The sequence below is a fragment of the Cupriavidus sp. genome (assembly GCF_057315035.1).
Genome location: NZ_DBHKYV010000070.1, coordinates 1 through 26,563 on the forward strand (window position 1 = coordinate 1; position 26,563 = coordinate 26,563).

At 62.8% G+C, this 26,563-nt stretch carries 24 protein-coding genes; 23 read left to right on the plus strand and 1 reads right to left on the minus strand.

Annotated features, from left to right (window positions below):
• The first annotated feature begins 141 nt into the window (after positions 1-141).
• The 18 genes from gyrA to cysM all read left to right on the plus strand — a co-directional run bounded on the left by gyrA (position 142) and on the right by cysM (position 21,072).
• Positions 142-2,871: a DNA gyrase subunit A gene (gene gyrA, locus ACO550_RS38655; RefSeq protein ID WP_315598290.1), complete on the plus strand. Its 2,730-nt coding sequence runs from the start codon at positions 142-144 to the stop codon at positions 2,869-2,871.
• Between the two features lie 82 nt (positions 2,872-2,953).
• Positions 2,954-3,520 carry a DUF2059 domain-containing protein gene (locus ACO550_RS38660; RefSeq protein WP_315598289.1) on the plus strand — a complete coding sequence of 189 codons (567 nt, stop codon included), beginning with the start codon at positions 2,954-2,956 and terminating at the stop codon, positions 3,518-3,520.
• Positions 3,521-3,669: 149 nt separating this feature from the next.
• Positions 3,670-4,833, plus strand: coding sequence for a 3-phosphoserine/phosphohydroxythreonine transaminase (gene serC, locus ACO550_RS38665; RefSeq protein ID WP_315598288.1), 1,164 nt, complete (start codon positions 3,670-3,672; stop codon positions 4,831-4,833).
• 75 nt (positions 4,834-4,908) lie between these two features.
• Positions 4,909-6,060 carry a prephenate dehydratase gene (gene pheA / locus ACO550_RS38670; RefSeq protein ID WP_315598287.1) on the plus strand — a complete coding sequence of 384 codons (1,152 nt, stop codon included), beginning with the start codon at positions 4,909-4,911 and terminating at the stop codon, positions 6,058-6,060.
• An 18-nt stretch (positions 6,061-6,078) separates the two neighbouring features.
• Positions 6,079-7,218, plus strand: coding sequence for a histidinol-phosphate transaminase (gene hisC, locus ACO550_RS38675; RefSeq protein ID WP_315598286.1), 1,140 nt, complete (start codon positions 6,079-6,081; stop codon positions 7,216-7,218).
• A 19-nt stretch (positions 7,219-7,237) separates the two neighbouring features.
• Positions 7,238-8,137 carry a prephenate dehydrogenase gene (locus ACO550_RS38680; RefSeq protein WP_315598285.1) on the plus strand — a complete coding sequence of 300 codons (900 nt, stop codon included), beginning with the start codon at positions 7,238-7,240 and terminating at the stop codon, positions 8,135-8,137.
• A gap of 60 nt (positions 8,138-8,197) precedes the next feature.
• Complete coding sequence (aroA, locus tag ACO550_RS38685) at positions 8,198-9,511, plus strand: 3-phosphoshikimate 1-carboxyvinyltransferase (RefSeq protein WP_315598284.1); 1,314 nt, start codon at positions 8,198-8,200, stop codon at positions 9,509-9,511.
• A gap of 203 nt (positions 9,512-9,714) precedes the next feature.
• A complete protein-coding gene (gene cmk, locus ACO550_RS38690) occupies positions 9,715-10,374 on the plus strand; it encodes a (d)CMP kinase (RefSeq protein WP_315598283.1) in 660 nt (219 codons plus the stop codon).
• A gap of 139 nt (positions 10,375-10,513) precedes the next feature.
• Positions 10,514-12,208 carry a 30S ribosomal protein S1 gene (rpsA, locus tag ACO550_RS38695; protein ID WP_315598282.1) on the plus strand — a complete coding sequence of 565 codons (1,695 nt, stop codon included), beginning with the start codon at positions 10,514-10,516 and terminating at the stop codon, positions 12,206-12,208.
• Positions 12,209-12,242: 34 nt separating this feature from the next.
• Positions 12,243-12,659 carry an integration host factor subunit beta gene (locus tag ACO550_RS38700; protein ID WP_315598281.1) on the plus strand — a complete coding sequence of 139 codons (417 nt, stop codon included), beginning with the start codon at positions 12,243-12,245 and terminating at the stop codon, positions 12,657-12,659.
• 223 nt (positions 12,660-12,882) lie between these two features.
• On the plus strand, positions 12,883-13,206 hold the full coding sequence (locus tag ACO550_RS38705; protein WP_315598280.1) for a lipopolysaccharide assembly protein LapA domain-containing protein: 324 nt from the start codon (positions 12,883-12,885) through the stop codon (positions 13,204-13,206).
• A 3-nt stretch (positions 13,207-13,209) separates the two neighbouring features.
• Positions 13,210-14,442, plus strand: a complete 1,233-nt coding sequence (gene lapB, locus ACO550_RS38710; RefSeq protein WP_315598279.1) for a lipopolysaccharide assembly protein LapB — start codon at positions 13,210-13,212, stop codon at positions 14,440-14,442.
• Positions 14,443-14,481: 39 nt separating this feature from the next.
• On the plus strand, positions 14,482-15,855 hold the full coding sequence (locus ACO550_RS38715; protein WP_315598278.1) for a nucleotide sugar dehydrogenase: 1,374 nt from the start codon (positions 14,482-14,484) through the stop codon (positions 15,853-15,855).
• Between the two features lie 72 nt (positions 15,856-15,927).
• Positions 15,928-16,872 carry a D-glycero-beta-D-manno-heptose-7-phosphate kinase gene (gene rfaE1 / locus ACO550_RS38720; protein WP_315598277.1) on the plus strand — a complete coding sequence of 315 codons (945 nt, stop codon included), beginning with the start codon at positions 15,928-15,930 and terminating at the stop codon, positions 16,870-16,872.
• Between the two features lie 26 nt (positions 16,873-16,898).
• Positions 16,899-17,891, plus strand: coding sequence for an ADP-glyceromanno-heptose 6-epimerase (gene rfaD, locus ACO550_RS38725; protein WP_315598276.1), 993 nt, complete (start codon positions 16,899-16,901; stop codon positions 17,889-17,891).
• Positions 17,892-18,198: 307 nt separating this feature from the next.
• On the plus strand, positions 18,199-18,507 hold the full coding sequence (locus tag ACO550_RS38730; RefSeq protein WP_315598291.1) for a helix-hairpin-helix domain-containing protein: 309 nt from the start codon (positions 18,199-18,201) through the stop codon (positions 18,505-18,507).
• 238 nt (positions 18,508-18,745) lie between these two features.
• A complete protein-coding gene (locus tag ACO550_RS38735) occupies positions 18,746-20,071 on the plus strand; it encodes a solute carrier family 23 protein (RefSeq protein WP_315598275.1) in 1,326 nt (441 codons plus the stop codon).
• Positions 20,072-20,169: 98 nt separating this feature from the next.
• The gene (gene cysM / locus ACO550_RS38740) at positions 20,170-21,072 is read left to right on the plus strand and encodes a cysteine synthase CysM (protein ID WP_315598274.1); all 903 of its coding nucleotides are present in this window, start codon (positions 20,170-20,172) and stop codon (positions 21,070-21,072) included.
• Positions 21,073-21,230: 158 nt separating this feature from the next.
• Here the strand turns inward: cysM and mltB are convergent, their stop codons facing one another.
• On the minus strand, positions 21,231-22,337 hold the full coding sequence (gene mltB / locus ACO550_RS38745; RefSeq protein WP_315598273.1) for a lytic murein transglycosylase B: 1,107 nt from the start codon (positions 22,335-22,337) through the stop codon (positions 21,231-21,233).
• A gap of 163 nt (positions 22,338-22,500) precedes the next feature.
• Here mltB and ACO550_RS38750 point away from each other — a divergent pair, with 163 nt between their 5' ends.
• The 5 genes from ACO550_RS38750 to ACO550_RS38770 form a co-directional block, all read left to right on the plus strand.
• Positions 22,501-23,424 carry a histone deacetylase family protein gene (locus ACO550_RS38750; RefSeq protein ID WP_315598272.1) on the plus strand — a complete coding sequence of 308 codons (924 nt, stop codon included), beginning with the start codon at positions 22,501-22,503 and terminating at the stop codon, positions 23,422-23,424.
• 170 nt (positions 23,425-23,594) lie between these two features.
• Entirely contained in the window at positions 23,595-24,629 is a 1,035-nt protein-coding gene (locus ACO550_RS38755; protein WP_315598271.1) for an ATP-binding cassette domain-containing protein, read from the plus strand.
• Positions 24,619-25,272 (plus strand): methionine ABC transporter permease MetI, encoded by a 654-nt coding sequence (locus tag ACO550_RS38760; protein WP_315598270.1) that lies wholly within the window; start codon positions 24,619-24,621, stop codon positions 25,270-25,272. Before ACO550_RS38755 ends, ACO550_RS38760 begins: the two co-directional genes overlap by 11 nt.
• Positions 25,273-25,307: 35 nt before the next feature.
• On the plus strand, positions 25,308-26,102 hold the full coding sequence (locus ACO550_RS38765; RefSeq protein ID WP_315598269.1) for a MetQ/NlpA family ABC transporter substrate-binding protein: 795 nt from the start codon (positions 25,308-25,310) through the stop codon (positions 26,100-26,102).
• A 208-nt stretch (positions 26,103-26,310) separates the two neighbouring features.
• The coding region (locus ACO550_RS38770) for an electron transfer flavoprotein subunit beta/FixA family protein (RefSeq protein ID WP_485995162.1) at positions 26,311-26,563 on the plus strand (253 nt) is incomplete at its 3' end.

Sequence of the window (26,563 nt, forward strand, 5' to 3'; positions counted from 1 at the left end):
TCCGGCGAGGGGTTTGGCGGTGGGCGGGGAGGGGTTCCGCGCGTGATAGAATGCCATGTTCGCCCGTCGTCGGCAGGCCATCTTCTGCTTGCCGGATTCCGGGCTTCATTTGCTTAAACCCGCCGTATAAACCACGTCGCAATGGATCAATTCGCCAAAGAAACCCTTCCGGTCTCACTGGAAGAGGAAATGCGCCGCTCATACCTGGATTACGCCATGAGCGTAATCGTGGGGCGTGCGCTTCCCGATGTCCGGGACGGCCTGAAGCCGGTACACCGGCGCGTGCTCTTTGCGATGCATGAGCTCAATAACGACTGGAACCGGGCCTACAAGAAATCGGCCCGTATCGTCGGTGACGTGATTGGTAAGTACCATCCGCACGGTGACACGGCTGTATACGACACGATCGTCCGCATGGCGCAGAATTTCTCGCTGCGCTATATGCTGGTCGACGGTCAGGGTAACTTCGGTTCAGTGGACGGAGATAACGCAGCGGCGATGCGTTATACCGAAATCCGCTTGGCGAAGATTGCCCATGAAATGCTTCACGATATCGACAAGGAAACTGTCGATTTCGAACCCAACTATGACGGTTCGGAGAAAGAGCCCGGTATTTTGCCGGCGCGTATTCCGAATTTGCTGATCAATGGTTCGTCGGGTATTGCGGTGGGTATGGCAACCAATATCCCGCCGCATAACCTCAATGAGGTGGTGGATGCCTGCCTGCATCTGCTGGGTAATCCCGATGCGACCATCGATGAACTGATCGAACTGGTGCCGGCACCCGATTTTCCGACCGCCGGCATTATCTATGGCATTCAGGGCGTGCGTGAGGGATACCGCACTGGGCGTGGCCGTGTGGTCATGCGCGCGCGCACGCACTTTGAGGACATTGATCGCGGTCAGCGCCAGGCGATCATCGTCGACGAACTGCCGTACCAGGTGAACAAGCGGACACTGCTCGAACGCATTGCCGAGCTGGTCACCGAGAAGAAGATCGAGGGCATTTCGGACATTCGCGACGAGTCTGACAAGTCAGGCATGCGCGTGGTGGTCGAGCTCAAGCGCAACGAGGTGCCCGAGGTTGTTCTGAACAACCTATATAAGAACACCCAGCTGCAGGATACGTTCGGCATGAACATGGTGGCGCTGGTCGACGGCCAGCCGCGCCTGCTGAACCTGAAGCAGATGCTGTCCGCGTTCCTGTCGCATCGCCGCGAAGTGGTGACGCGCCGTACCGTGTTCGAGCTGCGCAAGGCGCGCGAACGCGGGCACGTGCTGGAAGGCCTGGCCGTGGCGCTGGCCAACATCGACGAGTTCATCGCGATCATCAAGGCCGCGCCGACGCCGCCGCTCGCCAAGCAGGAATTGATGGCCAAGGCCTGGGATTCGAGCCTGGTGCGGGAAATGCTGGCACGTGCCGAAAGCGATACGTCGGGCGGTCGCGCCTCGTATCGTCCGGACGGCCTGCCCGCCGTCTTCGGCATGCAGCCGGATGGCCTGTACCGCCTGTCCGATGGCCAGGCGCAGGAAATCCTGCAGATGCGACTGCAACGCCTCACGGGGCTCGAGCAGGACAAGATCGTCCAGGAATATCGCGAGGTGATGGGCGTGATCGCGGACCTGCTGGACATCCTGGCGCGTCCCGAACGGATCACGACGATCATCACCGAGGAACTCGGCGCGATTCGTGCCGAATTCGGCGACGAGCGCCGCTCGCAGATCGAGCACAACGCCACCGAACTCGATACCGAGGACCTGATCACGCCGCAGGACATGGTCGTGACGCTGTCGCACTCGGGCTATATGAAGAGCCAGCCGATCTCCGAGTACCGGGCGCAGAAGCGCGGAGGCCGCGGCAAGCTGGCCACGGCGACCAAGGAAGACGACTGGATCGATACGCTGTTCGTGGCCAACACGCACGACTACATCCTGTGCTTCTCGAATCGCGGTCGCCTGTACTGGCTCAAGGTCTATGAAGTACCGCAGGGCTCGCGCAACTCGCGCGGCCGTCCGATCGTGAACATGTTCCCGCTGGCCGATGGCGAGAAGATCAACGTGATCCTGCCGGTGCGCCAGTTCGATGCCGAGCATTTCATCTTCATGGCCACCGCGCGCGGTACGGTCAAGAAGACTGCGCTGACCGAGTTCTCGAACCCGCGCAAGGCCGGGATCATCGCCGTGGATCTCGATGAGGGCGACTTCCTGATCGGCGCCGCCGTCACCGACGGCCAGCACGACGTGATGCTGTTCTCCGATGCCGGCAAGGCCGTGCGTTTCGACGAGAACGATGTACGTCCGATGGGCCGCCAGGCGCGCGGCGTGCGCGGCATGAACCTTGACGAAACCCAGGCCGTGATCGCCATGCTGGTTGCACCGGCAGAGAATGCGGATACCGATGCTGCAGAAGGTGGCGCAATGTCGGTGGGCAGCGTGCTGACCGCTACCGAGAACGGCTACGGCAAGCGTACGCCGATCTCCGAATACACTCGACATGGCCGCGGTACCAAGGGCATGATTGCGATCCAGACGAGCGAGCGCAATGGCCGTGTAGTGGCCGCGGCGCTGGTTTCGCCCGAAGACGAGATCATGCTGATCACGACCGGCGGCGTGCTGATCCGCACCCGTGTGGCCGAAATCCGCGAAATGGGTCGCGCCACGCAAGGCGTCACGCTTATCAATGTGGACGAAGGCACCAAGCTGTCGGGTCTGCAGCGCATTGTTGAATCGGATGCCGACAACAGCGGCAACGGCGACGAGGGTGAAGAGGGTGACGATGCCGACGCGGCAGACAATGCCACCGGCGACACCCCCGGCGACAGCACGGGCGATAGCGCCGCCGGTGCCACCGACGCGGACGCGAATTCGTAAATTGTTGCAACAATGGGACGGCGGCCGGAACTCGCCAGACGGCCGGCCGGACTAATCCGGACGTATTTACCAGGGAGTCATAATGTTCAAAACCTATCGACGTATCGCTGTTCTGGCTGCTTTCGCTCCGCTGATGATGCTGGCGCAAGGTGCGCACGCTCAGGAAGACAAGGACAAGACCGCAGCCATCAAGGAACTGCTGACCGTCATGCAGGCTGACCAGGCAGTCAAGGGTCAGGCCGACAACTGGCAACAAGGCGCCAAGCAGGAAGCTCCGCTGGTGCTGGAGCAGGTCCTGGTGGAAAACAAGACGCTGAACGACAAGCAGAAGCAGGCCGCTGTCGACAAGCTCAAGAAGAACGGCGCCGTGCAGCGCATGGTGGATGGCGCCGGTACGGCGTTCAACACCGACGGCTTCCGCCAGGATGCCATCAAGGCCCACTACGATGCCTTCGGCAAGTATTACTCGACCCAGGAAATCAAGGACCTGACCACGTTCCTGAAGTCGCCGACTGGCCAGAAGTTCATGGCCAACCAGGGCAAGGCCACCCAGGAAATCTGGGGTTCGATGATGCAGAAGTACGGCCCGCAGGTCGGCAAGTCGATGCGCGACTCCGCCGAGAAGGAAATCGCCGCCGCTTCGAAGTGATCGACGGCTGACCTCGCGGGGCGGTTAGCCCGGCGAGGTCGCCTGCCCTGAACGCGCGCCCGACGCCGCTGGTGTCCAAGGGGCGCGGGTTTTGGGCGATAATGGCTGCCTGGTTCAATCCGGCAGCCATTTTTCTTTTTCTCCCCTCCATGAACGATCCCCAGAATCCCGCCCTCGCCGGCCTGCAACGTTCCCTGGCCGAGCGCGTCTTCAATTTCTCGCCTGGCCCGGCCGCGTTGCCGGCCGAAGTCCTGCAACAGGCCGCCGAGGAAATGCTGTCGTGGCGTGGCACCGGTGTATCGGTCATGGAGATGAGCCATCGCAGCAAGGACTTCGAGAGCATTCACCAGCAGGCACTGACCGATCTGCGCGAACTGCTGCATGTGCCCAAGAACTTCAAGATCCTGTTCCTGCAAGGCGGCGCCATCGGCGAGAACGGCATCGTGCCGCTGAACCTTGCCCGCCGCATCGATGCGCAAAAGCCGAAGACCGATTTCGTGGTCACGGGTACCTGGTCGGTCAAGACCGAGCAGGAAGCGCGACGCTATGGCGAAGTCAATATCGCCGCTTCGAGCCAGGACCAGAAGTGGGCCAGGATTCCCGATGCGGCATCGTGGAAGCTCTCCGACGACGCGGCATACGTGCACCTGTGCACCAACGAGACGATCGTTGGCGTGGAGTTCCAGCAGATTCCCGATATCGGCCAGACCGGTACGCATGACAAGGGACGCATCGTCGTGGCCGATGCCTCGAGTCATATCCTGTCGCGCCCGATCGATTGGTCGCGCGTGCAGGTCGTGTATGGTGGTGCGCAGAAGAACATCGGCCCGGCCGGCGTGACGATCGTCATCGTGCGCGAAGACCTGATCGGTTTCGCGCATCCGCTGTGCCCGTCGGCATTCAACTGGCGTCTCGTGGCCGAACACGACTCGATGTACAACACCCCGCCCACCTATGCGATCTATATCGCAGGGCTGGTGTTCCAGTGGCTCAAGGCCCAGGGCGGCGTGGCCGCCATCGAACAGCGCAATATCGCCAAGGCGAGCGCGCTGTACACGTACCTGGACCAGAGCGACTTTTACCGTAACGAAATCGACCCCAGCTGCCGCTCGCGCATGAACGTACCGTTCCTGTTGCGCGATGAATCGCGCAACGAAGCGTTCCTGACCCAGGCGCGCGCGAATGGCCTGGTACAGCTCAAGGGCCACAAGTCCGTGGGCGGCATGCGCGCCAGCATCTATAACGCGATGCCACTCGAAGGTGTTACAGCGCTGATTGAATTCATGCGCGAATTCGAGCGCACCGCTGCCTGACGCCAGCGCGGTGACCCAGACTTTTCCAGGGCCGTGCGAGGCACGGCTCATAGCCCACAGGCCATAGGGTTTGATATGACACAGCAAGACAAGCCAGACGGCGACACCGACGCGCCGCGCAACGACTCAGCCGGACCCAGCCCGCAAGAGCAGGCGCTGTCTGCCGATCTGGCACCGCTGCGCAACCAGATCGATGCGGTGGATCGTGAACTGCTGGCTTTGCTCAACCGCCGCGCGCAACTGGCGCTCGATGTGGGCGAGGTAAAGAAGAAATACGGTGCGCCCGTGTTTCGTCCCGAGCGCGAGTTGCAGGTGATCCGCAAGGTGCAGGGCGCCAATCCCGGCCCACTGCTTGGTGAAAGCGTGGCATCAATCTGGCGTGAGGTGATGTCCGCCTGCCGTGGCCTGGAAAAGCCGCTCGAAATCGCTTTCCTCGGGCCGGCCGGCACGTTCTCCGAACAGGCGCTCTACGCGCACTTCGGTCACGAGGTTTCCGGCGTCCCTTGTACGAGCATCGACGAAGTGTTCCGCGCCGTGGAAGCCGGCACCGTGGAGTATGGTGTGGTGCCGGTAGAGAACTCGACCGAGGGCGCGGTGTCGCGCACGCTCGACCTGTTCCTGCAGACGTCGCTGAAGATCAGCGGCGAGATTGCCCTGAAGGTCCACCACAACCTGATGGCGGCATCGCCGGACATGAAGGGCGTGACCGTGGTGCGCGCGCATGCCCAGGCGCTGGCGCAGTGCCAGCACTGGCTGTCGGCCAACTATCCGCATCTGGAGCGCCAGGCCGTTTCCAGCAATGCCGAGGCCGCGCGCATGGCCAGCGAGGATCCCACCGTGGCTGCGATTGCCGGTGAAACCGCAGCCAATCGCTACCATCTGCACATGGTGCGCACGCATATCCAGGACGATCCGCACAACCGTACCCGCTTTGCCGTGATCGGCCGCTACGAGACCGAGCCATCGGGCAGCGATCAGACGTCGATGATCCTGTCGGTGCCGAACAAGGCCGGTGCCGTGTACCAGTTGCTGGCGCCCCTGGCGGAGAATGGCGTGTCGATGTGCCGCTTCGAATCGCGTCCCGCCCGCAGCGGTGCATGGGAGTACTACTTCTATGTCGATGTGGAAGGCCACCAGCACGACCCCTCGGTGGCGCGCGCGATCAACACGTTGCGTGCGAATGCCGCATACCTGAAAGTGCTCGGGTCCTACCCGTCGAGCAAGTAAACGCAGCGAGGAGACAGCATGGCAGAGCAGGGGAGCGCGGCGGCGCAGGGCGTGGCCGATTACTTTGGCCCGACCTATGTTCGCAAGATTTCGCCGTATATCGCGGGCAAGCCGATTTCGGAAGTCGCGCGTGAATTCGGGCTCGACGAGGCACGCATCGTCAAGCTGGCGTCGAACGAGAATCCGCTTGGCATGCCGGCCTCGGCCAAGGCTGCGATTGCAGCCGCGATGGAGGATCTTGGCCGCTATCCGGACAGCAACGGTTTCGAGCTCAAGGCGAGCTTGTCGCACAAGTTCGACGTGCCCGCCGAATGGCTGACGCTGGGCAACGGCAGCAATGACATCCTGGAACTGGCCGCGCATGCGCTGGTGCGCACGGGCGAATCGATCGTCTATGCCGAGTATTCGTTCGCGGTGTACGCGCTGGCCACGCAGGAAGTCGGGGCGCGCGCCATCGAGGTGAAGGCGCGCCACTACGGTCATGACCTCGATGCGATGGCTGCGGCGATTGCGCCGGATACGAAGCTGGTCTTCATCGCCAATCCGAACAATCCGACCGGTACGTTCATTGCCGCGGCCGAGATCGAGCGCTTCCTGGCCAAGGTGCCGCCGCATGTGGTGGTGGTGCTCGACGAGGCGTACAACGAATACCTCGACGCAGACCAGCAATACGAATCGATTGCGTGGGTGCGCCGGTATCCGAACCTGATGGTGTCTCGGACGTTCTCGAAGGCGTATGGGCTGGCGGGTCTGCGCGTGGGCTACGGCGTGGCCCAGCCGCCGCTGACCGACCTGCTGAACCGTGTACGCCAGCCGTTCAATGTGAACAGCCTCGCGCAAGCCGCGGCGGTGGCGGCACTGGGCGACGCGGAATTCCTGCAGCGCAGCGCCGGGCTCAACCGCACGGGCAAGGCGCAACTGGTAGCGGCGTTCGAACGCATGGGCCTCGAGTATGTGAAGTCGTCGGGCAATTTCGTCATGGTGCGAGTAGGCAATGACGATGGCGCCGGCGCGCGCGTGAACCTGGCGATGCTCAGGCAAGGTGTGATCGTGCGCCCTGTGGCGAACTACGGTTTGCCGCAGTGGCTACGCATCACGATCGGCCTGCCCGAAGAGAACGACGCGTGCATCGCGGCGCTCGAGCAGGCATTGAAGTGAATCCAGGTATTTTGAAACCGTGAGCGCTCTGCATTTTTCCCGTGTTGTGATTGTCGGTGTCGGCCTGATTGGCGGATCGCTGGCGTTGTCGCTCAAGCGTGCCGGCGTGGTCGGCACCGTGGTGGGCGTGGGCCGTTCGGCGGCATCGCTCGAGAAGGCCAAAATGCTCGGCGTGATCGACGAAGCTGCCGAGTCGCTGGCCGATGCCGCGCGCGGCGCCAGCCTGATCGTGCTGTGCGCGCCGGTCGCGCAGAATTTTGCGCTGCTGCATGCGCTGGAGCCGCATCTGGAACCGGGCACGATCGTGACCGATGCCGGTAGCACCAAGTCGGACGTGATCATGGCCGCCAAGACCGCGCTGGGCGACAAGGTCGCGCAGTTCGTGCCCGCGCATCCGATTGCCGGTCGCGAACTGCATGGCGTGGAAGCGGCGCTCAACGACCTGTATCTGGACAAGAAGGTGGTGCTGTGTCCGTTGCAGGAAAACAGCCGTGCCGATGTTGCCGCGGTGCGCGCGATGTGGGAAGCGGCGGGTGCCGATTGCCACGTCATGTCGGCGGTGCAGCACGATGCGGTGTTTGCATCGGTCAGCCATTTGCCGCACGTGTTGTCGTATGCGCTGGTGGCCCAGGTGGCCAACGCCGAGGATGCATCGCTCAAGCTGGATTTCGCCGGTGGCGGCTTCCGCGACTTCACGCGCATCGCCGCATCGTCGCCGGAAATGTGGCGCGACATCTGTATTGCCAACAAGGAAGCGCTGCTGCGTGAGATCAATACGTACGAAGCGGTACTTGGCCATCTGAAGGCGCAGATCAAGGCCGGCGATGGCGACGCGCTCGAACGCGTGTTCGCCCGCGCCAGCGCAGCACGCCTGAAATGGGGGGCGGCGCGTGCGGCTGCCCATAATGTAGAACCCTGACGTAGAACCCTGATACCACGCTGCCGCGCCTTCGCGCGCCGCGGCCATGCTGCAATGACCATGGAACATCTGACCCTCGGCCCCCTGACCCGTGCATCGGGTACGGTTCGCCTGCCCGGCTCGAAGAGCATCTCCAACCGCGTGCTGTTGCTGGCGGCGCTGGCCACTGGCGAGACGCGTGTGCGTGACCTGCTCGATTCCGACGATACCCGTGTCATGCTCGAAGCGCTCAAGGTGCTGGGCGTGGCATGGCGTCGCGAAGACGGCGATTGCGTGGTGACCGGCGTGGGCGGACAGTTTCCGAACAAGGCGGCCGATCTGTTCATGGGAAATGCCGGCACGGCGATTCGACCGTTGACCGCGGCATTGGCCCTACAGGGCGGCAGCTACCGGGTCAGCGGGGTGGCACGCATGCATGAGCGCCCGATCGGCGATCTGGTCGATGGCCTGCTGCAGGTGGGCGCCGCGATCGACTACCTTGGTACGCCGGGGTATCCGCCATTGCAGATCAACCCCGCACAGATCCGCATCGATGCGCCGATCCGCGTGCGCGGCGATGTATCGAGCCAGTTCCTGACCGCATTGCTGATGACGCTGCCGATGGCGTCGTCCCCGTCGGGCCGCATCGAGATCGAAGTGGTGGGCGAGCTGATTTCGAAACCGTATATTGAAATCACGCTGAACCTGCTGGCGCGTTTCGGCATTGCGGTGGAACGCCAGGGCTGGGAGCGGTTCATCCTGCCGGCCAATGCCCAGTACTTGTCGCCGGGCGAAATCTATGTCGAAGGCGATGCGTCGACGGCGTCTTACTTCCTGGCCGCGGGTGCCATTGGTGGCGGCCCGGTGCGCGTGGAAGGCGTGGGGCTGTCGAGCATCCAGGGCGATGTCCGCTTTGCGGACGCATTGAACCGGATGGGCGCCAATGTCATGGCGGGTGACAACTGGATCGAGGTACGCGGTACCGAGCGCGACGACGGCCGGCTGAACGGCATCGAGCTCGACTGCAACCATATTCCCGATGCCGCGATGACGCTCGCCGTGGCCGCATTGTTCGCCGAGGGCCCGACCACGCTGACGAATATTGCCAGCTGGCGCGTCAAGGAGACCGACCGGATCAGCGCCATGGCGACCGAACTGCGCAAGCTCGGTGCCGGGGTGGAAGAGGGCGCCGACTACCTGAAGGTCACGCCGCCGGCGTCGCCATCGTCATGGCAGACTCCGGCCGATGGTATTGGCACCTATGATGATCATCGGATGGCCATGTGTTTCTCGTTGGCCGCTTTTGGTCCGTTGCCGGTCCGGATCAACGATCCGGGTTGTGTGGCCAAGACCTTCCCGGAGTATTTTCAGGTGTTTGCAGGGGTAGCGCGGTAAGCGACTACTTCGCTCCAACGGCAGGTGTGAAGTGGTGCTGGGCTAAAGCCTCGCCACATCTGAGTACCCTGCCGGACTCATCAGGATGGTTGCGCAGCGTCTTTTGGGGGACCGGTCGTGCTGCGGCCGCGCAACCATGCTTCACATGATATTGATGTTCAATTGAGATCTGAAATCAATAGTTTTAAGCGATTCGATAAATAATGACAATCATCGACGTCATCACCATAGATGGTCCCACCGCGTCCGGCAAAGGCACGGTGGCCCATAAGGTGGCAGATGCCCTCGGCTTTCATCTGCTGGACAGCGGCGCGCTCTATCGGCTTGTCGCCCTGGCCAGCGAGCGTGCCAACGTGGACGTGGCGGACGTCGACACCCTTGCAAAAATCGCCCTGCGCCTCGATGTGAAGTTCGGCCCGGACCGGGTCTGGCTGGCGGGCGAAGAGGTCAGCCAGCTGATTCGCCAGGAGGCGATTGGCAACCGCGCTTCGGCGCTTGCGGTTCATCAACCGGTACGTGACGCCCTGACGGCACTTCAGCGCGGCTTTCGCAAGCTGCCGGGGCTGGTGGCAGATGGCCGCGACATGGGCACGGTGATCTTTCCCGAGGCCCCTCTCAAGGTGTTCCTGACCGCAAGTGTGGAAGCGCGCGCTCGCAGGCGCTATAAACAATTGATTGATAAGGGAATTTCTGCTAATATCGAAGCCCTTTTGCGTGACCTCGAGGCGCGCGACGCGCGGGACCGTTCCCGTGCCGCCGCGCCACTGCGTCCCGCGGAAGATGCGCAACGCCTGGATACATCGGAAATGACGGTGGATGAGGCGGTAGCGCAGGTGCTGGAGTGGTTCGCCGCCGTGCGGTGACAAACCACGATGCGCCACCCTGGAGCCTGCATCGGAAATCATGTCCGGTGCCGGTTTTTTAACCTAACCCCGCTGCGTCAGGCAGACTGAGCACGATAGTCGTGCCGGCCTACGTACTGCGGATTGCTACCTTACGTTTATGTCCGACCTGCAAACTAACGAATCCTTTGCCGCACTGTTCGAGGAATCGATCGCCCGCTCCAATATGAAGGCTGGCGAAGTGATTTCCGCTGAAGTCGTGCGCATCGACCACAATTTCGTGGTCGTCAACGCCGGCCTCAAGTCCGAGGCATTCGTGCCGGTGGAGGAGTTCCTGAACGACCAGGGCGAACTCGAAGTGCAGGCCGGCGACTATGTCTCCGTGGCCATCGACGCGCTCGAGAACGGCTATGGCGACACCATCCTCTCCCGCGACAAGGCCAAGCGCCTGGCATCGTGGCTGAACCTCGAGAAGGCGCTGGAAGACGGCGAAATCATCTCGGGTACCGTGACCGGCAAGGTCAAGGGCGGCCTGACCGTCATGGTCAACGGCATCCGTGCCTTCCTGCCGGGTTCGCTCGTCGACGTGCGTCCGATCAAGGACACCACGCCGTACGAAGGCAAGACCCTCGAATTCAAGGTCATCAAGCTCGACCGCAAGCGTAACAACGTCGTGCTGTCGCGTCGCGCCGTGGTGGAAGCCACGCTGGGCGAAGAGCGCCAGAAGCTGATGGAAACGCTGAAGGAAGGCGCGATCGTCAACGGTATCGTCAAGAACATCACCGACTACGGCGCGTTCGTGGACCTGGGTGGTATCGACGGTCTGCTGCACATCACCGACCTGGCATGGCGTCGTGTGCGTCACCCGAGCGAAGTGCTGTCGGTTGGCCAGGAAATCACTGCCAAGATCCTCAAGTTCGACCAGGAAAAGAACCGCGTCTCGCTGGGCGTGAAGCAACTGGGCGAAGATCCGTGGGTGGGCATCTCGCGCCGTTACCCGCAAGGCACCCGCCTGTTCGGCAAGGTGACCAACCTGACCGACTACGGCGCATTCGTGGAAATCGAAGCCGGTATCGAAGGTCTGGTGCACGTGTCCGAAATGGACTGGACCAACAAGAACGTGGCTCCGTCGAAGGTTGTCCAGCTGGGCGACGAAGTGGAAGTCATGGTCCTGGATATCGACGAAGACAAGCGTCGTATCAGCCTGGGCATGAAGCAGTGCAAGGCCAACCCGTGGGACGATTTCAGCCGCAACCACAAGAAGGGCGACAAGCTGGCCGGCCAGATCAAGTCGATCACCGACTTCGGCGTGTTCATCGGTCTGCCGGGCGGCATCGACGGCCTGGTGCACCTGTCGGACCTGTCGTGGCAAGAGACGGGCGAAGAAGCCGTGCGCAAGTACAAGAAGGGCGACGAAGTGGAAGCTGTCGTCCTGGGCATCGACGTCGACAAGGAACGCATCTCGCTGGGCATCAAGCAACTGTCGGGCGATCCGTTCAACAACTTCATCTCGGCCAACGACAAGGGCTCGCTCGTGAACGGCACGATCAAGGCCGTTGACGCGAAGGGCGCCGTGGTGCAGCTGGCTGACGACGTGGAAGGCTACCTGCGTGCTTCGGAAATCTCCGCAGACCGCGTGGAAGACGCCCGCAACGTGCTGAAGGAAGGCGAGCAGATCACCGCCCTGGTGGTGAACGTCGACCGCAAGTCGCGCAACATCAACCTGTCGATCAAGGCCAAGGACAGCGCAGAGCAGCAAGAAGCGATGCAGAAGTTCTCGGCTGACACCGGCACGGCTGGCACGACCAACCTTGGCGCACTGCTGAAGGCCAAGCTGGGCCAGGACAACCAGTAAAACGCGCAGCGCCCGCGAGAGAGCGAGACCGCCCATGACCAAGTCCGAGCTCGTCGAAAAACTGGCTGCCCGCTTCCCGCAGTTGCTGCTGCGGGATGCGGACATCTCGGTAAAAACGATCCTCGACGCGATGTCCGAAGCGCTGGCCGATGGCCACCGCATCGAGATCCGCGGCTTCGGCAGCTTTGGTCTGAACCGGCGGCCGCCTCGCGTGGGCCGCAACCCCAAGTCCGGCGAACGCGTGCTGGTGCCCGAGAAACGGGTGCCGCACTTCAAGGCGGGCAAGGAGTTGCGTGAACGGGTCGATCGCCCGGCCTCGCCACACAGTGGCGTCATGACCGTCAACGGTCAGGCGTCGCATGGCAAGGCCGGACAGTCGCTGGCCTCGTCGCAGCCCTCGGCCTCGGCCGGGATGCACGAGGACAACCAGTTAAACCTGGTACGTTCCTGATGCACACTCGCCATACTGGCAAGTCCATGAAAAGCGCTCCCCTCGGGAGCGCTTTTTTGTTTGGGCAGACTCCGCCCTGGCAGGGACTTGCACGCCGTGCTGCGACCATTGGTTACCGTCGCCGAGATGTCAATCCGCTACAATGCCGGGAATCCGTCGCCCGGTGTCCCGATGCGCGAACGCGTGACCGGATGCCCATTTACATCTCGATGGCACTGACCGCATGAAACTCGTCGCCTGGATCTTCCGTATTGTCCTGTTCGTCCTGTTGTTCGTGCTGGCCCTGCGCAACACTGCCGATGCCGAACTGCAGCTGTTTTTCGGCGCCGTCTGGCATGCGCCGCTGATCCTGATCCTGCTGGCCGCTTTCGGCCTGGGCATCGTGGCAGCGCTGGCAGCCGTGGCTCCGGGACTGATGCGGCAACGCATGGAGGCAGGCCGGCTGCGCCGCGCACTAGGCGAGGCGCGTGCCGCGTCGCCGGTCGACGCCGTGCCACCCGAGGCGAAACCGGGCGTCCCCTATAACGTAGTCGGTCCGAAAGTCTGACCCATGATGTTTGAAACCTGGTGGCTGCTTGCGCTGCCACTTGTCTTTGGCCTTGGCTGGATGGCTGCCCGCTTCGATCTGCGCCAGTTGATCAGCGAGCAGGGCGCACTCCCGCGCTCGTACTTCAAGGGCCTGAATTTCCTGCTCAACGAGCAGCCCGACCAGGCGATTGATGCCTTCGTCGAGGTGGCCCGGCTCGATCCCGAAACCACCGAATTGCACTTCGCGCTCGGCGCGCTGTTCCGCCGCCGTGGTGAAACCGAACGCGCGATCCGGGTGCACCAGAACCTGGCCACGCGTCCCGATCTGCCCGAGCCTGAACGTGAGCACGCGCTCTATGAACTGGGGCAGGACTTCTTGCGCGCCGGCCTGCTGGACCGCGCCGAGGAATCGCTGCGCCGACTGATGTCCGGTTCCTATGCCGCGTCCGCCAAACGCGTGTTGCTGGAACTGTATGAAGTCGAGAAGGAGTGGTCCAAGGCGATCGATGCCGCGCGCGAACTGCAGACGCTCGACCAGAAAGACTATCGCATGCAGATCGCGCAGTTCTGTTGCGAACTGGCCCAGGATGCGCTGCAGAAAAAGCGCCCGGAGGATGCGATCGAGTGGCTGCGCCGGGCCAGGGAAGAAAATCCCGCCAATATCCGCGCGCCGATCCTGCTTGGCGATGTGGCTGCCGCCGCTGGCGATCTGCCCGGTGCACTCAAGCACTGGCTTGGCATCGAGGCGCAGGACGCCAACTATCTGCCGCTGGTGGCCGATCGCATCGTGAAGGCGTACGCAACGCTGGGTGAGCAGGGCAAGGCGGTGGATTGGCTGCGTGGCTTGCTCAAGGGCAATCTGGCGGCCGAGCTGCTCGATACCGCCTATCGCACCGAACTCGAGGTCAATGGTCCGGTGGCCGCCACGGCCATGATGCGCGACCAGTTGCGCCGCCAGCCCACGCTGCTGGCGCTGGCAAGGTATTTCGAGGCCCAGGCCGCCGAGATGGAAGTCCCGCAAATCGCGGGCGCGGATGGTACCGATGGCGCTGCAAAGGCCGAGGCCGATCCGGGTGCCGCCGCGCAGGCACAGGAGACCGTCGCCATCCGCGATCTGCTGCAACTGCGAACCCGTAACCTGGCGCGCTATACCTGTCGCGAATGCGGCTTCCGCGCCCGCTTGTTCTATTGGCAGTGCCCCGGCTGCAACCGCTGGGAAACGTATGCGCCGCGCCGCTCCGAAGCGCTTGGCTAAGTCATCTCAAGCGAATCACATCATTCTGGAGCTTCCGCAATGAAAGTTACTATTATCGGCAGCGGCTATGTTGGCCTGGTGACCGGTGCCTGCCTGGCCGAACTCGGCAATTCCGTGTTCTGCCTCGATGTCGACGAAAAGAAGATCGCGCTGCTGAATGCCGGCGGCGTACCCATCTATGAGCCGGGCCTCAAGGAATTGATCGACCGCAACCGTGCGGCGGGCCGTCTCACCTTCTCCACCGATGTTGCCGCCAGCGTCGAGCATGCCGATGTGCAGTTCATCGCCGTGGGCACGCCGCCCGACGAGGACGGCTCGGCGGACCTGCAATACGTGCTGGCCGCCGCGCGCAATATCGGCCGCCATATGACCGGCTTCAAGGTCGTGGTGGACAAGTCGACCGTGCCCGTGGGTACCGGCGACCGGGTTGGCGCGGCGATCCGCGAGGAACTTGCCGCACGTGGCCTGGAAGACCTGCAGTATTCGGTGGTGTCGAATCCCGAGTTCCTCAAGGAAGGCGCGGCGGTCGAGGACTTCATGCGTCCGGACCGCATCGTGCTGGGCTGCGCTCCCGACGCCGCGGGCCGCCATGCGCAGGCCATCATGCGCCAGCTGTACTCGCCGTTCAACCGCAACCATGAGCGTACCTTCTATATGGATGTGCGCTCGGCCGAGTTCACCAAGTACGCCGCCAACTCGATGCTGGCCACGCGTATCTCGTTCATGAACGAACTGGCCAACCTGGCTGACGAAGTGGGTGCCGATATCGAACTGGTGCGCATGGGCATCGGCTCCGATCCGCGCATCGGCTACAGCTTCCTGTACGCGGGCGCCGGCTACGGCGGCTCGTGCTTCCCCAAGGATGTGCAGGCGCTGATGCGCACTGCCAGCGCCTATGGCAAGCCGATGCGCGTGCTGGAGGCGGTGGAGTCCGTCAACGACGCGCAGAAGCAGGTGCTGGGCCGCAAGGTGATCAAGCGTTTTGGCGAGGACCTGAGCGGCATGACGTTTGGCATCTGGGGGCTCGCGTTCAAGCCGAACACCGATGACATGCGTGAAGCGCCGTCGCGCGTGCTGGCACGTGAACTGGTGTCGCGCGGCGCGTCGTTGCGCGTCCATGACCCGGTGGCGATGGAAGAGGCGCGCCGCGTGCTGGATCTGGACCTGGCCGACATTCCGGGCGGCGCGGCACGCGTGCAGTTCTGCGATGCACAGATGGATGTGCTGAAAGATGCCGATGCGCTGGTGATCGTGACCGAGTGGAAGGTATTCCGCAGTCCCGATTTCGCGCAGATCCGCGCGTTGCTGAAGACGCCGGTCATCATCGACGGCCGCAACCTCTATGAACCCGATGCCATGGCGGAAGCCGGCATCGAATATCACGCGATCGGGCGTTCCACGACGACGCACTGATTCGTACCCATCCGCGTATCCAGAGCGGCCAGTCGCGCCATGCCGGCGCGGCGCTGCCGCAAAGGGAAGTTCATGAGCAAGAACACGATTCCGCAGGATCAGATCCGGCACGCGCAAGTGCTGGTGGTCGGTGACATGATGCTGGACCGCTACTGGTTTGGCGATGTCGAACGCATTTCGCCTGAAGCACCCGTGCCCGTGGTGCAGATCAAGCGCAGCGACGAACGCCTGGGCGGCGCCGCGAACGTGGCGCGCAACGCTGCCGCGTTGGGCGCCAAGGTGGGCATGCTGGGGGTGGTTGGCGACGACGAACCGGGCCGCACGCTGGAAGCGCTGCTGCATGCCAGCCACGTGCAACCTTACCTGCAGCGCGACGCCAGCCTGAACACCACAATCAAGCTGCGCGTGGTGGCGCACCAGCAACAACTGCTGCGCGTCGATTTTGAAAATGCGCCGGCCAGTGAAGTGCTGGCTTCGGTACAGGATCGATTCCAGGCGCTGGTGAACGACTACCAGGTGCTGGTGCTGTCCGACTATGGCAAGGGCGGCCTGACCCATGTGGGCCGCATGGTCGAAGCAGGGCGCGCGGCAGGCCGTGCCGTCCTGATCGATCCGAAAGGCGACGACTACTCGCGCTATCGCGGCGCCACGCTGATTACACCGAATCGTGCCGAGATGCGTGCCGTGGTCGGCGCATGGAAAACCGAGGCCGACCTGACCATCCGCGCGCAGAACCTGCGTCGCGAACTGCAGCTCGAGGCGCTGCTGCTGACGCGTTCGGAAGAGGGCATGACGCTTTATACCGAAGCGGAAGTCCTGCACGTCTCGGCCCAGGCGCGCGAAGTCTATGATGTATCGGGGGCCGGCGATACGGTGATTGCCACGCTGGCCACCATGCTCGGTGCCGGCGTGCCGCTCAAGGAAGCGGTACAGCTCGCCAACCGTGCCGGTGCCATCGTCGTCGGCAAGCTGGGTACCGCCGTTGTCACTTATCCCGAACTGTTTGGCGCTGCCTGACGCGCGCCATCGAGCCTGAATCCGCCATGACCATCATCGTGACCGGCGCTGCCGGCTTTATCGGCAGCAATATCGTCAAAGGACTGAACGAGCGCGGCGAAACCAGTATCGTCGCAGTCGACAACCTGACGCGTGCCGAGAAATTCAACAATCTCGTGGATTGCGAGATTGCCGACTACCTGGACAAGAACGAATTCGTCGAGCGCTTCAAGCGCGGCGACTTCGGCAATGTCCGCGCGGTGTTTCATGAAGGCGCCTGCTCCGACACCATGGAGACCGATGGCCGCTACATGATGGAGAACAACTACCGCTATACGCTGGCGCTGATGGAAGCCTGCCTCGAGCAGGGCACGCAGTTCCTGTATGCGTCGTCGGCCGCCACCTATGGCGCGTCGACAATGTTCCGCGAAGACCGCGAATACGAAAAGCCGCTAAACGTTTACGGCTATTCGAAGTTCCTGTTCGACCAGGTGGTGCGTCGTCGCCTGCAGTCGGCCCATTCGCAGATCGTGGGCTTCCGTTACTTCAACGTGTACGGCCCGCGTGAGTATCACAAGGGGCGCATGGCCTCGGTGGCATTCCACCACTTCAACCAGTTCCGCGCCGAAGGCACCGTGAAGCTGTTTGGCGAGTACAACGGCTACGCACCGGGCACGCAAAGCCGCGATTTCGTCTCGGTCGAGGACGTGGTCAAGGTCAACCTGTACTTCCTTGATCATCCGCACAAGTCCGGCATCTTCAACCTGGGCACGGGCCGTTCGCAGCCGTTCAACGACATTGCGGTTTCGGTGGTGAACGCGTTGCGCGAGACCGAAGACAAGGCGCCGCTGTCGCTCGATGAAATGGTCCAGGAAGGGCTGGTCGAGTACGTGAAGTTTCCCGATGCGCTGCGCGGCAAGTACCAGTGCTTCACGCAATCCGATGTTTCACGCCTGCGTGCGGCCGGTTATGACGCGCCGTTCCTGACCGTGCAGGAAGGCGTGAGCCGTTACTGCAAGTGGCTGATGGAACGTAGCTGATGGAACGCTGATCTGCGGCGTTCTCTTTGCCGTGTCGCACCTGCGCCACGGCAAGGGTCCCGCAAAAGTCCCGCGAATTCGTACAAGTCCGGGATCGCAACGCCGATCTGGCAACGCCGACACACAACCGCGCGGATGTTGTGAACTTGTGTGTCCGGCAATTTCCGAGGTCTGCTCGGACTCCTATCCTGACCGTCCCCGCTGCCATCCCGGTAGCGGTGTCAACCTGTCAAGGAAAGGAGTTTCCCCGATGCACGACATCCCGACGATCCTCAAGGCAATGCTGCCCGGCTGGCGCCGCGCCAGCATGACGCTGGCAATCGCGCTGGCCATGCTTGGCATGCATCCGGCATACGCCGAGGTCGATGTAAACCAGGCCGATGAAGCGGCGCTCAACGCGGTCAAGGGTATTGGCCCGGCCACGGCCCGGCGCATTGTCGAGGAGCGCGACAAGCATGGCGCCTTCAAGGATGCCGGCGATCTGGCGGACCGCGTGCCCGGCGTGGGCAGCAAATCCGTCGCCAACCTGCAGGAGGCCGGCCTGAGCTTCGGCAAGGCCGCACCGGCCCGCAAGGACGCCGCCAAACCGGCGCAGAAGGCTGCGGCCGCCCGCTGACGGCTTCCATCGCATCCCTTCCCTGTATCCCGCATCCCGAATCAGTGGATCGACGCTGGTATGCGTTGTGCTTGCCGCATGGCGCACCAACGGACGGCCAGTTTGCCCGGCCCGGGGTGCGGGACGGTATCATGCGCATCGCTGTTGCCGCCCGCGTTTGCAGTCGGTGTTTGCCGCATCGTGCGGCGCGGCAATACCATCCAATAACCAGACGTACCGCTGACAGGGAGAGAACAATATGGCGAATGGCCAGGGCAGTACCGACGACGAGGGCTTCCTGCCGAAGTGGCGGCTCAAGACCGGGGGCGTGATCGGCCCCGATGAAAGGTTGCCGGCAGGCCAGACGCTGCTGGCGGGCATCCAGCACGTGGTGGCGATGTTCGGCTCGACGGCCATTGCACCGATCCTGATGGGTTTTCATCCCAATATCGCCATCCTGTTCTCGGGCATTGGCACCTTGCTGTTTTTCCTGTGCGTGCGCGGTCGCGTGCCCAGCTACCTGGGTTCGAGCTTCGCGTTCATCGCCGTGGTGATCGCGGCCACTGGCTATGGCGGTAGCGGCCCGAACCCCAATATTCCGGTGGCATTGGGCGGCATCATCGCCGCAGGCGCGCTGTACACGGTCATTGGACTGATCGTGCAGGCGGTGGGCTATGCCTGGGTCGAGAAGCTGATGCCGCCGGTGGTGACCGGTGCCATCGTCGCGGCCATTGGCCTGAACCTGGCGCCGGTGGCCGTCAAGGCAGTCAGCGGCGCGCCGCTCGATACGTGGGTAGGCCTGTTGACCGTGCTGGCCGTGGGCCTGATCGCGGTGCGCGCACCTGGCATGCTGGGCCGCCTGCCGGTTCTGCTGGGCGGTTTGGCTGGCTATCTTGCGTACTTTGTCGCCACCAATCTGATGGGCATGGGCAAGGCCATCGATTTCTCGGCCGTGGCAACCGCCAACTGGTTTGGCATGCCCGAGTTCACCACGCCGGTCTTCCAGGCCAGTGCCATGCTGCTGATCGCGCCGGTGGCGATCGTGCTGGTGGCGGAGAACCTGGGGCACATCAAGGCGATTGGCGTGATGACGGGCCGCAATCTCGACCCGTATATCGGCCGTGCATTCATTGGCGATGGCGTGGCTACCATGCTGTCCGCATCGGGCGGTGGCACGGGCGTGACCACCTATGCCGAGAACATGGGCGTGATGGCGGTCACCCGGATCTATTCGACGCTGATCTTCGTGGTGGCTGCCGCGGTGGCGATCCTGCTCGGGTTCTCGCCGAAGTTCGGTGCACTGATCCTGACGATCCCGGGTCCGGTGATCGGCGGGCTGACGATCGTCGTGTTTGGCCTGATCTCGGCCACGGCGGGCCGCATCTGGGTGCAGAACCATGTGGACTTTTCAAGCTCGCGCAACCTGATCACGGTGGGTGCCACGCTGACCGTGGCCGCCGGCGACCTGACGCTGAAGCTTGGCGGCATGACGCTGGGCGGTATCGGTACCGCCACGTTCGGCGCAATCCTGCTGTACCACCTGCTGGGCAAGGGCCGCGTCGAGGAACAGGGCCTGACGCACTGATCCGGGGCGCAAGGCTGTCCGGGCGAAATGGCCCGGCCGCCGGTGCGGGTAAGGTTGGTGCATTACAATGGCCAACGAAAACCGACCGACCCCGCACCATGGCCTATAAAACGATTGAAGACACCATCGGCAATACGCCGCTGGTCAGACTGCAGCGCATTCCCGGTGATGCCATCGAAGCGCGCGGCAACGTGATCCTCGGCAAGCTCGAGGGTAACAACCCGGCGGGTTCGGTCAAGGACCGGCCTGCGCTGTCGATGATCCGCCGCGCGGAAGAGCGTGGCCGCATCAAGCCCGGCGATACGCTGATCGAAGCGACGTCGGGCAATACCGGCATTGCGCTGGCCATGACGGCTGCCATTCGCGGCTATCGCATGGTGCTGATCATGCCCGAGGACCTGAGTCTCGAACGCCGCCAGAGCATGGCGGCCTATGGGGCCGAGATCATCCTCACGCCGGTCAAGGGCGGCATGGAATATGCGCGAGACCTGGCGGATGCAATGGAGCGCGAAGGCAAGGGCGTGATCCTTGACCAGTTCGCCAACCCGGACAATCCGCTGGCGCACTACGAAACCACGGGTCCCGAGCTCTGGCGCGATACCGAAGGCCGCATTACCCACTTTGTCTCGGCAATGGGTACCACGGGCACCATCACGGGCGTGTCGCGCTACCTGAAGGAAATGAATCCGGCGATCCAGATCGTCGGCGCGCAACCGGCCGAAGGTTCGCGTATTCCCGGTATCCGCAAGTGGCCGGAAGCGTACCTGCCGAAGATCTACGACCCGAAGTTCATCGATCGCCAGGAACTGGTGTCGCAAGCCGATGCCGAGCATATGGCCCGCCGCATGGCGCGCGAGGAAGGTATCTTCTGCGGTATCTCGGCGGCTGGCGCACTGTGCGTGGCGCTGAAGATTGCCGAGGAAGTCGAGAACGCCACGATCGTATTCGTGGTGTGCGATCGCGGTGACCGGTACCTGTCGACGGGGGTGTTTCCGGCTTGATTGTTGTTTTTCTCCCCTCTCCCGCGAAGTGGGAGAGGGGCGGGGGAGAGGGTGTGAGGTTCAAATTGCGACTTGTCTCAGCTTGAACCGCTGGCCCTCTCCCCCAACCCCTCTCCCGCGCGCGGGAGAGGTTAGCAAGTCCAAAACAACCAAAAAACCTACCCCATCGCGGCCTTCACGGCCTCACCCAGCTGGTACACCGCAAGCGCATAGAAGAAGCTGCGGTTGTAGCGCGTGAGCACGTAGAAATTGCGCAGGCCTACCATGTATTCGGTCGGCTGGTCGGGCGTGGGCAAGTCCACGATCAGTACGCCGGTTTCACCTTCGCGCTGCACGTTGATGGGTTCATCGACGCGCAGTCCGGCACGGGTGAGCTGGTTCAGCGTGCGCGTGGGCCACGGTTCGCCATCGGCGGCCGCTGCCGCCACGCCGAGGCTGCCGGTGTCTCCGGCAATGCGCCAGACCACGGGCCGGTTCTGTTCCCAGCCATGCAGTTGCAGGAAGCGTCCGACGCTGCCGATCGCGTCGGTGGCGCTGCCGCGCAGGTCGACGTGTCCATCGCCGTCGTAGTCGAGCGCGTACTCGCGCAGGCTCGTGGGCATGAACTGCGGAATGCCAACCGCGCCAGCAAACGAACCGAGCACCGAGAAGACATCGGTTTTTGTCTCACGGCACCACAGCAGGTAGTCGGCCAGCTGGTTGCGGAACAGCTTGATGCGTGCGTCGCGATTGGGCGTGTCGGGATAGTCGAACGCGAGCGTCGACAGCGAGTCGATCACGCGGAAGGTGCCCATGTCGCGGCCGTAGATCGTCTCCACGCCGATGATGCCGACGATGACGGAGGCCGGCACGCCAAACTCGGCTTCTGCACGGCGCAGCGTCTCGCGGTTCTGTTGCCAGAAGCGTACGCCGGCGTTGATCCGGATCGGTTCGATAAAGCGTGAACGGTACGCGCGCCAGCTTTTCTTGCCTGGCGTGGAGGGTGGCATGATCAGCCGCACCACGGTGGCGGAATACACGGCCTGATTGAAATACGATTCCAGCTCCGCGCGGGCAAAGCCGTTGCGGGCCACCATGTCGTCGATGAATGCGCGCGCTTGCGGATGATTCTGATAGCGGCCCGGTTCGATTTCCTCTTCGCGGACACTCACGCGGCGCTTGCCGGCGGCGAAAAGCTGGGGTGAGACGCCGCACAGGCCCAATGCGGCAGCGGTGAGTGCGGCGCCTATCAGCGGGCGGCGCAGGGAGCGCTGTTGGTCGGTCATGTTGTCCTTTGCAAGTCGCACCGAGTATAGCGGATGCGATTTATGCAACGCCCCGTTCCAGGGCATTTGGTTACGAAGTTTCCGGGGCCGCCGGCGCGGCGGCAGATCTGCCATGTCCTGTGCTAACGTAACGTCTGGAGACAAACTTGACCCGCAATCAAAAATGCCAACGGGCTACTACACGCATCCGTCGTTCCTGTTGCACGAGATGGGACATTTCCATCCCGAATGCCCGGAACGCCTGCAGGCCATCGAGGACCACCTGATATCGCACGGGATGGACGGCCTGCTCGACCGGCGCGATGCCCCGGCCGCTTCCGAGGAACAGATCGAGCGCGTGCACCGGCCCGACTACGTGGCCAGCCTGACCGCCAACAGCCCGTCGGCAGGCTACTTCCCAATCGACCCCGATACCTCGATGAACCGCCACACGCTTGCCGCCGCCACGCATGCGGCCGGCGCGGCCGTGGCGGCCACCGATGCGGTCATTGCCGGCGAAATCGAGAACGCGTTCTGCTGCGTACGACCGCCTGGCCATCACGCCGAACCCGACCATGCGATGGGTTTCTGCTTCTTCAACAACGTGGCCATTGCCGCGCGCCATGCGCTGGACGCGCACGGGCTGCAACGCGTGGCGGTGGTCGATTTCGACGTGCACCACGGCAACGGCACCGAGGCTGCCTTCCGCGACGATCCGCGGGTCATGATGTGCAGCTTCTTCCAGCATCCGTTCTATCCGTACAGCGGCACCGAGCATCTGGCGCCGAACATGTCGAACATTCCGCTGCCCGCGTACACCAATGGCATGGCGGTGCGCGAGGTGGTGGAGACCATCTGGCTGCCGCGCCTGAACGAGTTCAAGCCCGAGATGCTCTTCATCTCGGCCGGCTTCGATGCGCACCGCGAGGACGACCTTGGCCAGATGGGACTGGTCGAGCAGGACTACACGTGGATTACCGAGCAACTGGTGCAGTTGGCGCGCACCCATGCCAAGGGCCGCATCGTCAGTTGCCTGGAAGGCGGCTATAACCTCAGCGCACTGGCACGCAGCGTGTTTGCCCATCTGAAGGTGCTGATGGAGGCTTGAATATGCCCTTAAGATCGCTTTTACATGCTCTTTATGCCGTCAAGGCATAAAGAGATCGAAAAAATCTCGTTTGAGGTATGAAGCGGATCGCATAAAATGCGGGCTTCATAAATATAAGTGCGGCAACAACGCAGGAGACCCCGCGCTGTTGCCGTTTTCTTTTCTCGTTCATGATTGAACTGCAAGCTCTCTCGCAGCGGTTTCCCGGTGGGTCCGGGGAAGTGCACGCGCTGCGTGACGTCAGCCTCTCGATCGCCGCGGGCGAAATCTTCGGCATCATCGGTCGCAGCGGCGCCGGCAAGAGCACGCTGGTGCGTGCCATCAACCTGCTGAACCGGCCCAGCAGCGGCCGGGTGATCGTCGACGGCCAGGACCTGACCGCACTCGATAACGGCGCGCTGCGTGCGGCGCGCCGCGAGATCGGCATGATCTTCCAGCACTTCAACCTGCTGTCGTCGCGCACCGTCTACGACAACGTGGCGCTGCCGCTGGAACTGGCCGGCAAGTCGAAGCAGGAAATTGCCTCGACGGTCGAACCGCTGCTCGAACTCGTAGGCCTGTCGCAACTGCGTGACCGCCATCCCTCGCAAATCAGCGGCGGGCAGAAGCAGCGTGTGGGCATTGCGCGTGCGCTGGCCAGCAAGCCCAAGGTGCTGCTGTCCGATGAAGCCACCTCGGCGCTGGACCCCGAGACCACGCGCTCGATCCTGGAACTGCTCAAGCAGATCAACAAGGAACTGGGCCTGACCATCGTGATGATCACGCACCAGATGGAAGTCATCAAGCAGGTGTGCGATCGCGTGGCCGTGCTCGAAGCGGGCCAGGTGGTCGAGACCGGCCGAGTGATCGACGTGTTCCTGCGCCCGCGGCACGAAGTCACGCGCGCGATGATCGGCGACGTGATTGCCCAGGAGTTGCCGGCCAGCGTGCTCAAGCGCGTGGAAAGCCGTCTTGGCAATGGTCGCGATCACGTCTACCGGCTGGCCTTTACCGGTGAAAACGTCGACCAGCCGGTGCTGGCGCAGGCGATTCGCCAGCATGGCCTGGACTTCAACATCCTGCATGGCCATATCGACGAGATCCAGGGGCAGGCATTCGGCTCGCTGGCGATCATGGCCACGGGCAATCCGGAAGATGTACGCGCAGCCATGGATTATCTGCAGGCGCAAGGCGTAGTAGTGGAGGAGATCGAACATGTGGTCTGAAATGTCTGATCTGTTCCTGTCCTCGTTCTACGAGACGCTGCTGATGGTATGCATCTCCGGCGTGGTGGGCGCGCTGCTCGGCGTGCCGCTCGGCGTGCTGCTGCACCTGACCAATCGCGGTGGCGTGCTGTCGCATCCGTTGTTCAACCGCACGATTGGCGTGGTCGTGAACGCGGTACGGTCGATCCCGTTCATCATCCTGCTGGTGGTGGTGATTCCGTTCACGCGCTTTATCGTCGGCTCGTCGATCGGTACCACGGCCGCCATCGTGCCGCTGACGATCGCCGCCATTCCGTTTGTCGCGCGCCTCGTGGAGGCCGCGCTGCGCGAGGTGGACAAGGGGCTGGTGGAAGCCGCGCAATCGATGGGCGCCACCACGCGCCAGATCGTGTGGAAGGTGCTGCTGCCCGAAGCCATGCCAGGCATCGTGGCTGGCCTGACCATTACATTCGTGAGCCTGGTCGGTTATTCGGCCATGGCCGGCGCCATCGGCGGCGGCGGGCTCGGCGACCTTGGTATCCGCTATGGCTACCAGCGCTATATCACCGAGATCATGGTCGCCGTGGTGCTGATCCTGATCGTGTTCGTGCAAGCCGTGCAGAGCTTTGGCGACTGGCTGGTCCGTCGCATCAGCCATCGTTGAGCAGTCTTTTCCAGGGAAACAAAGGGGTATTCGCAATGCAACGTCGTAGTGTGATCAAGAGCGCCATCGTCGCGCTGGGTGTGGTGGTGTCGGCCGGCGCGTTCGCGCAGGAAAAGCCGATCAAGATCGGTGTCACGGGTGGCCCGCACGCGCAGATCATGGAGCAGGTGAAGAAGGTAGCGGCCAAGGATGGCCTGAACATCCAGGTGGTGGAGTTCAGCGACTACATCCAGCCCAATGCCGCGCTGGCCGCCGGCGATCTCGACGCCAACAGCTACCAGCACCTGCCGTACCTCGAAGCGCAGATCAAGGACCGCGGCTACAAGTTCACGCATATCGCCTTCACGGTGACGTTCCCGATGGGCGTCTACTCGAAGAAGATCAAGTCGCTGGACCAGATCAAGCAGGGCGCACGCGTTGGCGTGCCCAACGATCCCACCAACGGTGGACGTGGCCTGTTGCTGCTGCAGTCGAAGGGCCTGATCAAGCTGCGTGCGGACGCCGGCCTGAAGGCCACGCCGCTCGATATCGTCGAGAACCCCAAGAAGATCAAGATCGTGGAACTCGATGCCGCGCAGCTGCCGCGTTCGCTCGATGACCTCGATGCGGCCGCCATCAACGGCAACTACGCCGAATCGGCTGGCCTGTCGCCCACGCGTGATGCCATCGCCATGGAAGGCCCGAAGGGTCCGTACGCCAACCTGATCGCGATTCGTGAAGCCGACAAGAACAAGCCATGGGTGGCCAAGCTCGTGAAGGCCTACCATTCGCCGGAAATCAAGCAGTACGTGCAGGCCACCTTCAAGGAATCCGTCATTACCGCCTGGTAATTTTTGGAGGTTTTCATCCAGACCCTGTGCGCGCAGGGCATCCTGCGGCACAATCGGCGAGGATTTTTCGAATTGCCGGCTATGCCCGGCAATTCTTTGTCTATAAAATAGTACGATCGTTCGAAAAACAGAAACGTCGCCACCCCGGTGGTTATAATGGCGAGCGATTTAAAACTTTGGACTATCCAGCAATCAGTGGAGTGAGCGCATGAAAGTACTCGTCGCAGTCAAGCGGGTGGTGGACTACAACGTCAAGGTCCGCGTGAAGTCGGATGGCACGGGCGTCGACCTGGCCAACGTGAAGATGAGCATGAACCCGTTCGACGAAATTGCCGTCGAAGAGGCCGTGCGTCTGAAGGAAGCTGGCGTGGTCACCGAGGTGATCGCCGTGTCGTGCGGCGTGGCCCAGTGCCAGGAAACGCTGCGTACCGCGATGGCCATCGGCGCCGATCGCGGCATCC

What these genes read in the sequence shown, in the direction of transcription:
- hisC (WP_315598286.1), top strand. Translation starts at nt 6,079, where the DNA reads ATGGCAGAGCAGGGGAGCGCGGCGGCGCAGGGCGTGGCCGATTACTTT.
- ACO550_RS38660 (WP_315598289.1), top strand. Translation starts at nt 2,954, where the DNA reads ATGTTCAAAACCTATCGACGTATCGCTGTTCTGGCTGCTTTCGCTCCG.
- pheA (WP_315598287.1), top strand. Translation starts at nt 4,909, where the DNA reads ATGACACAGCAAGACAAGCCAGACGGCGACACCGACGCGCCGCGCAAC.
- rpsA (WP_315598282.1), top strand. Translation starts at nt 10,514, where the DNA reads ATGTCCGACCTGCAAACTAACGAATCCTTTGCCGCACTGTTCGAGGAA.
- aroA (WP_315598284.1), top strand. Translation starts at nt 8,198, where the DNA reads ATGGAACATCTGACCCTCGGCCCCCTGACCCGTGCATCGGGTACGGTT.
- ACO550_RS38750 (WP_315598272.1), top strand. Translation starts at nt 22,501, where the DNA reads ATGCCAACGGGCTACTACACGCATCCGTCGTTCCTGTTGCACGAGATG.
- lapB (WP_315598279.1), top strand. Translation starts at nt 13,210, where the DNA reads ATGATGTTTGAAACCTGGTGGCTGCTTGCGCTGCCACTTGTCTTTGGC.
- ACO550_RS38765 (WP_315598269.1), top strand. Translation starts at nt 25,308, where the DNA reads ATGCAACGTCGTAGTGTGATCAAGAGCGCCATCGTCGCGCTGGGTGTG.
- ACO550_RS38705 (WP_315598280.1), top strand. Translation starts at nt 12,883, where the DNA reads ATGAAACTCGTCGCCTGGATCTTCCGTATTGTCCTGTTCGTCCTGTTG.
- ACO550_RS38700 (WP_315598281.1), top strand. Translation starts at nt 12,243, where the DNA reads ATGACCAAGTCCGAGCTCGTCGAAAAACTGGCTGCCCGCTTCCCGCAG.
- cysM (WP_315598274.1), top strand. Translation starts at nt 20,170, where the DNA reads ATGGCCTATAAAACGATTGAAGACACCATCGGCAATACGCCGCTGGTC.
- cmk (WP_315598283.1), top strand. Translation starts at nt 9,715, where the DNA reads ATGACAATCATCGACGTCATCACCATAGATGGTCCCACCGCGTCCGGC.
- ACO550_RS38755 (WP_315598271.1), top strand. Translation starts at nt 23,595, where the DNA reads ATGATTGAACTGCAAGCTCTCTCGCAGCGGTTTCCCGGTGGGTCCGGG.
- ACO550_RS38715 (WP_315598278.1), top strand. Translation starts at nt 14,482, where the DNA reads ATGAAAGTTACTATTATCGGCAGCGGCTATGTTGGCCTGGTGACCGGT.
- ACO550_RS38730 (WP_315598291.1), top strand. Translation starts at nt 18,199, where the DNA reads ATGACGCTGGCAATCGCGCTGGCCATGCTTGGCATGCATCCGGCATAC.
- ACO550_RS38760 (WP_315598270.1), top strand. Translation starts at nt 24,619, where the DNA reads ATGTGGTCTGAAATGTCTGATCTGTTCCTGTCCTCGTTCTACGAGACG.
- mltB (WP_315598273.1), bottom strand. Translation starts at nt 22,337, where the DNA reads ATGACCGACCAACAGCGCTCCCTGCGCCGCCCGCTGATAGGCGCCGCA.
- rfaE1 (WP_315598277.1), top strand. Translation starts at nt 15,928, where the DNA reads ATGAGCAAGAACACGATTCCGCAGGATCAGATCCGGCACGCGCAAGTG.
- rfaD (WP_315598276.1), top strand. Translation starts at nt 16,899, where the DNA reads ATGACCATCATCGTGACCGGCGCTGCCGGCTTTATCGGCAGCAATATC.
- serC (WP_315598288.1), top strand. Translation starts at nt 3,670, where the DNA reads ATGAACGATCCCCAGAATCCCGCCCTCGCCGGCCTGCAACGTTCCCTG.
- gyrA (WP_315598290.1), top strand. Translation starts at nt 142, where the DNA reads ATGGATCAATTCGCCAAAGAAACCCTTCCGGTCTCACTGGAAGAGGAA.
- ACO550_RS38735 (WP_315598275.1), top strand. Translation starts at nt 18,746, where the DNA reads ATGGCGAATGGCCAGGGCAGTACCGACGACGAGGGCTTCCTGCCGAAG.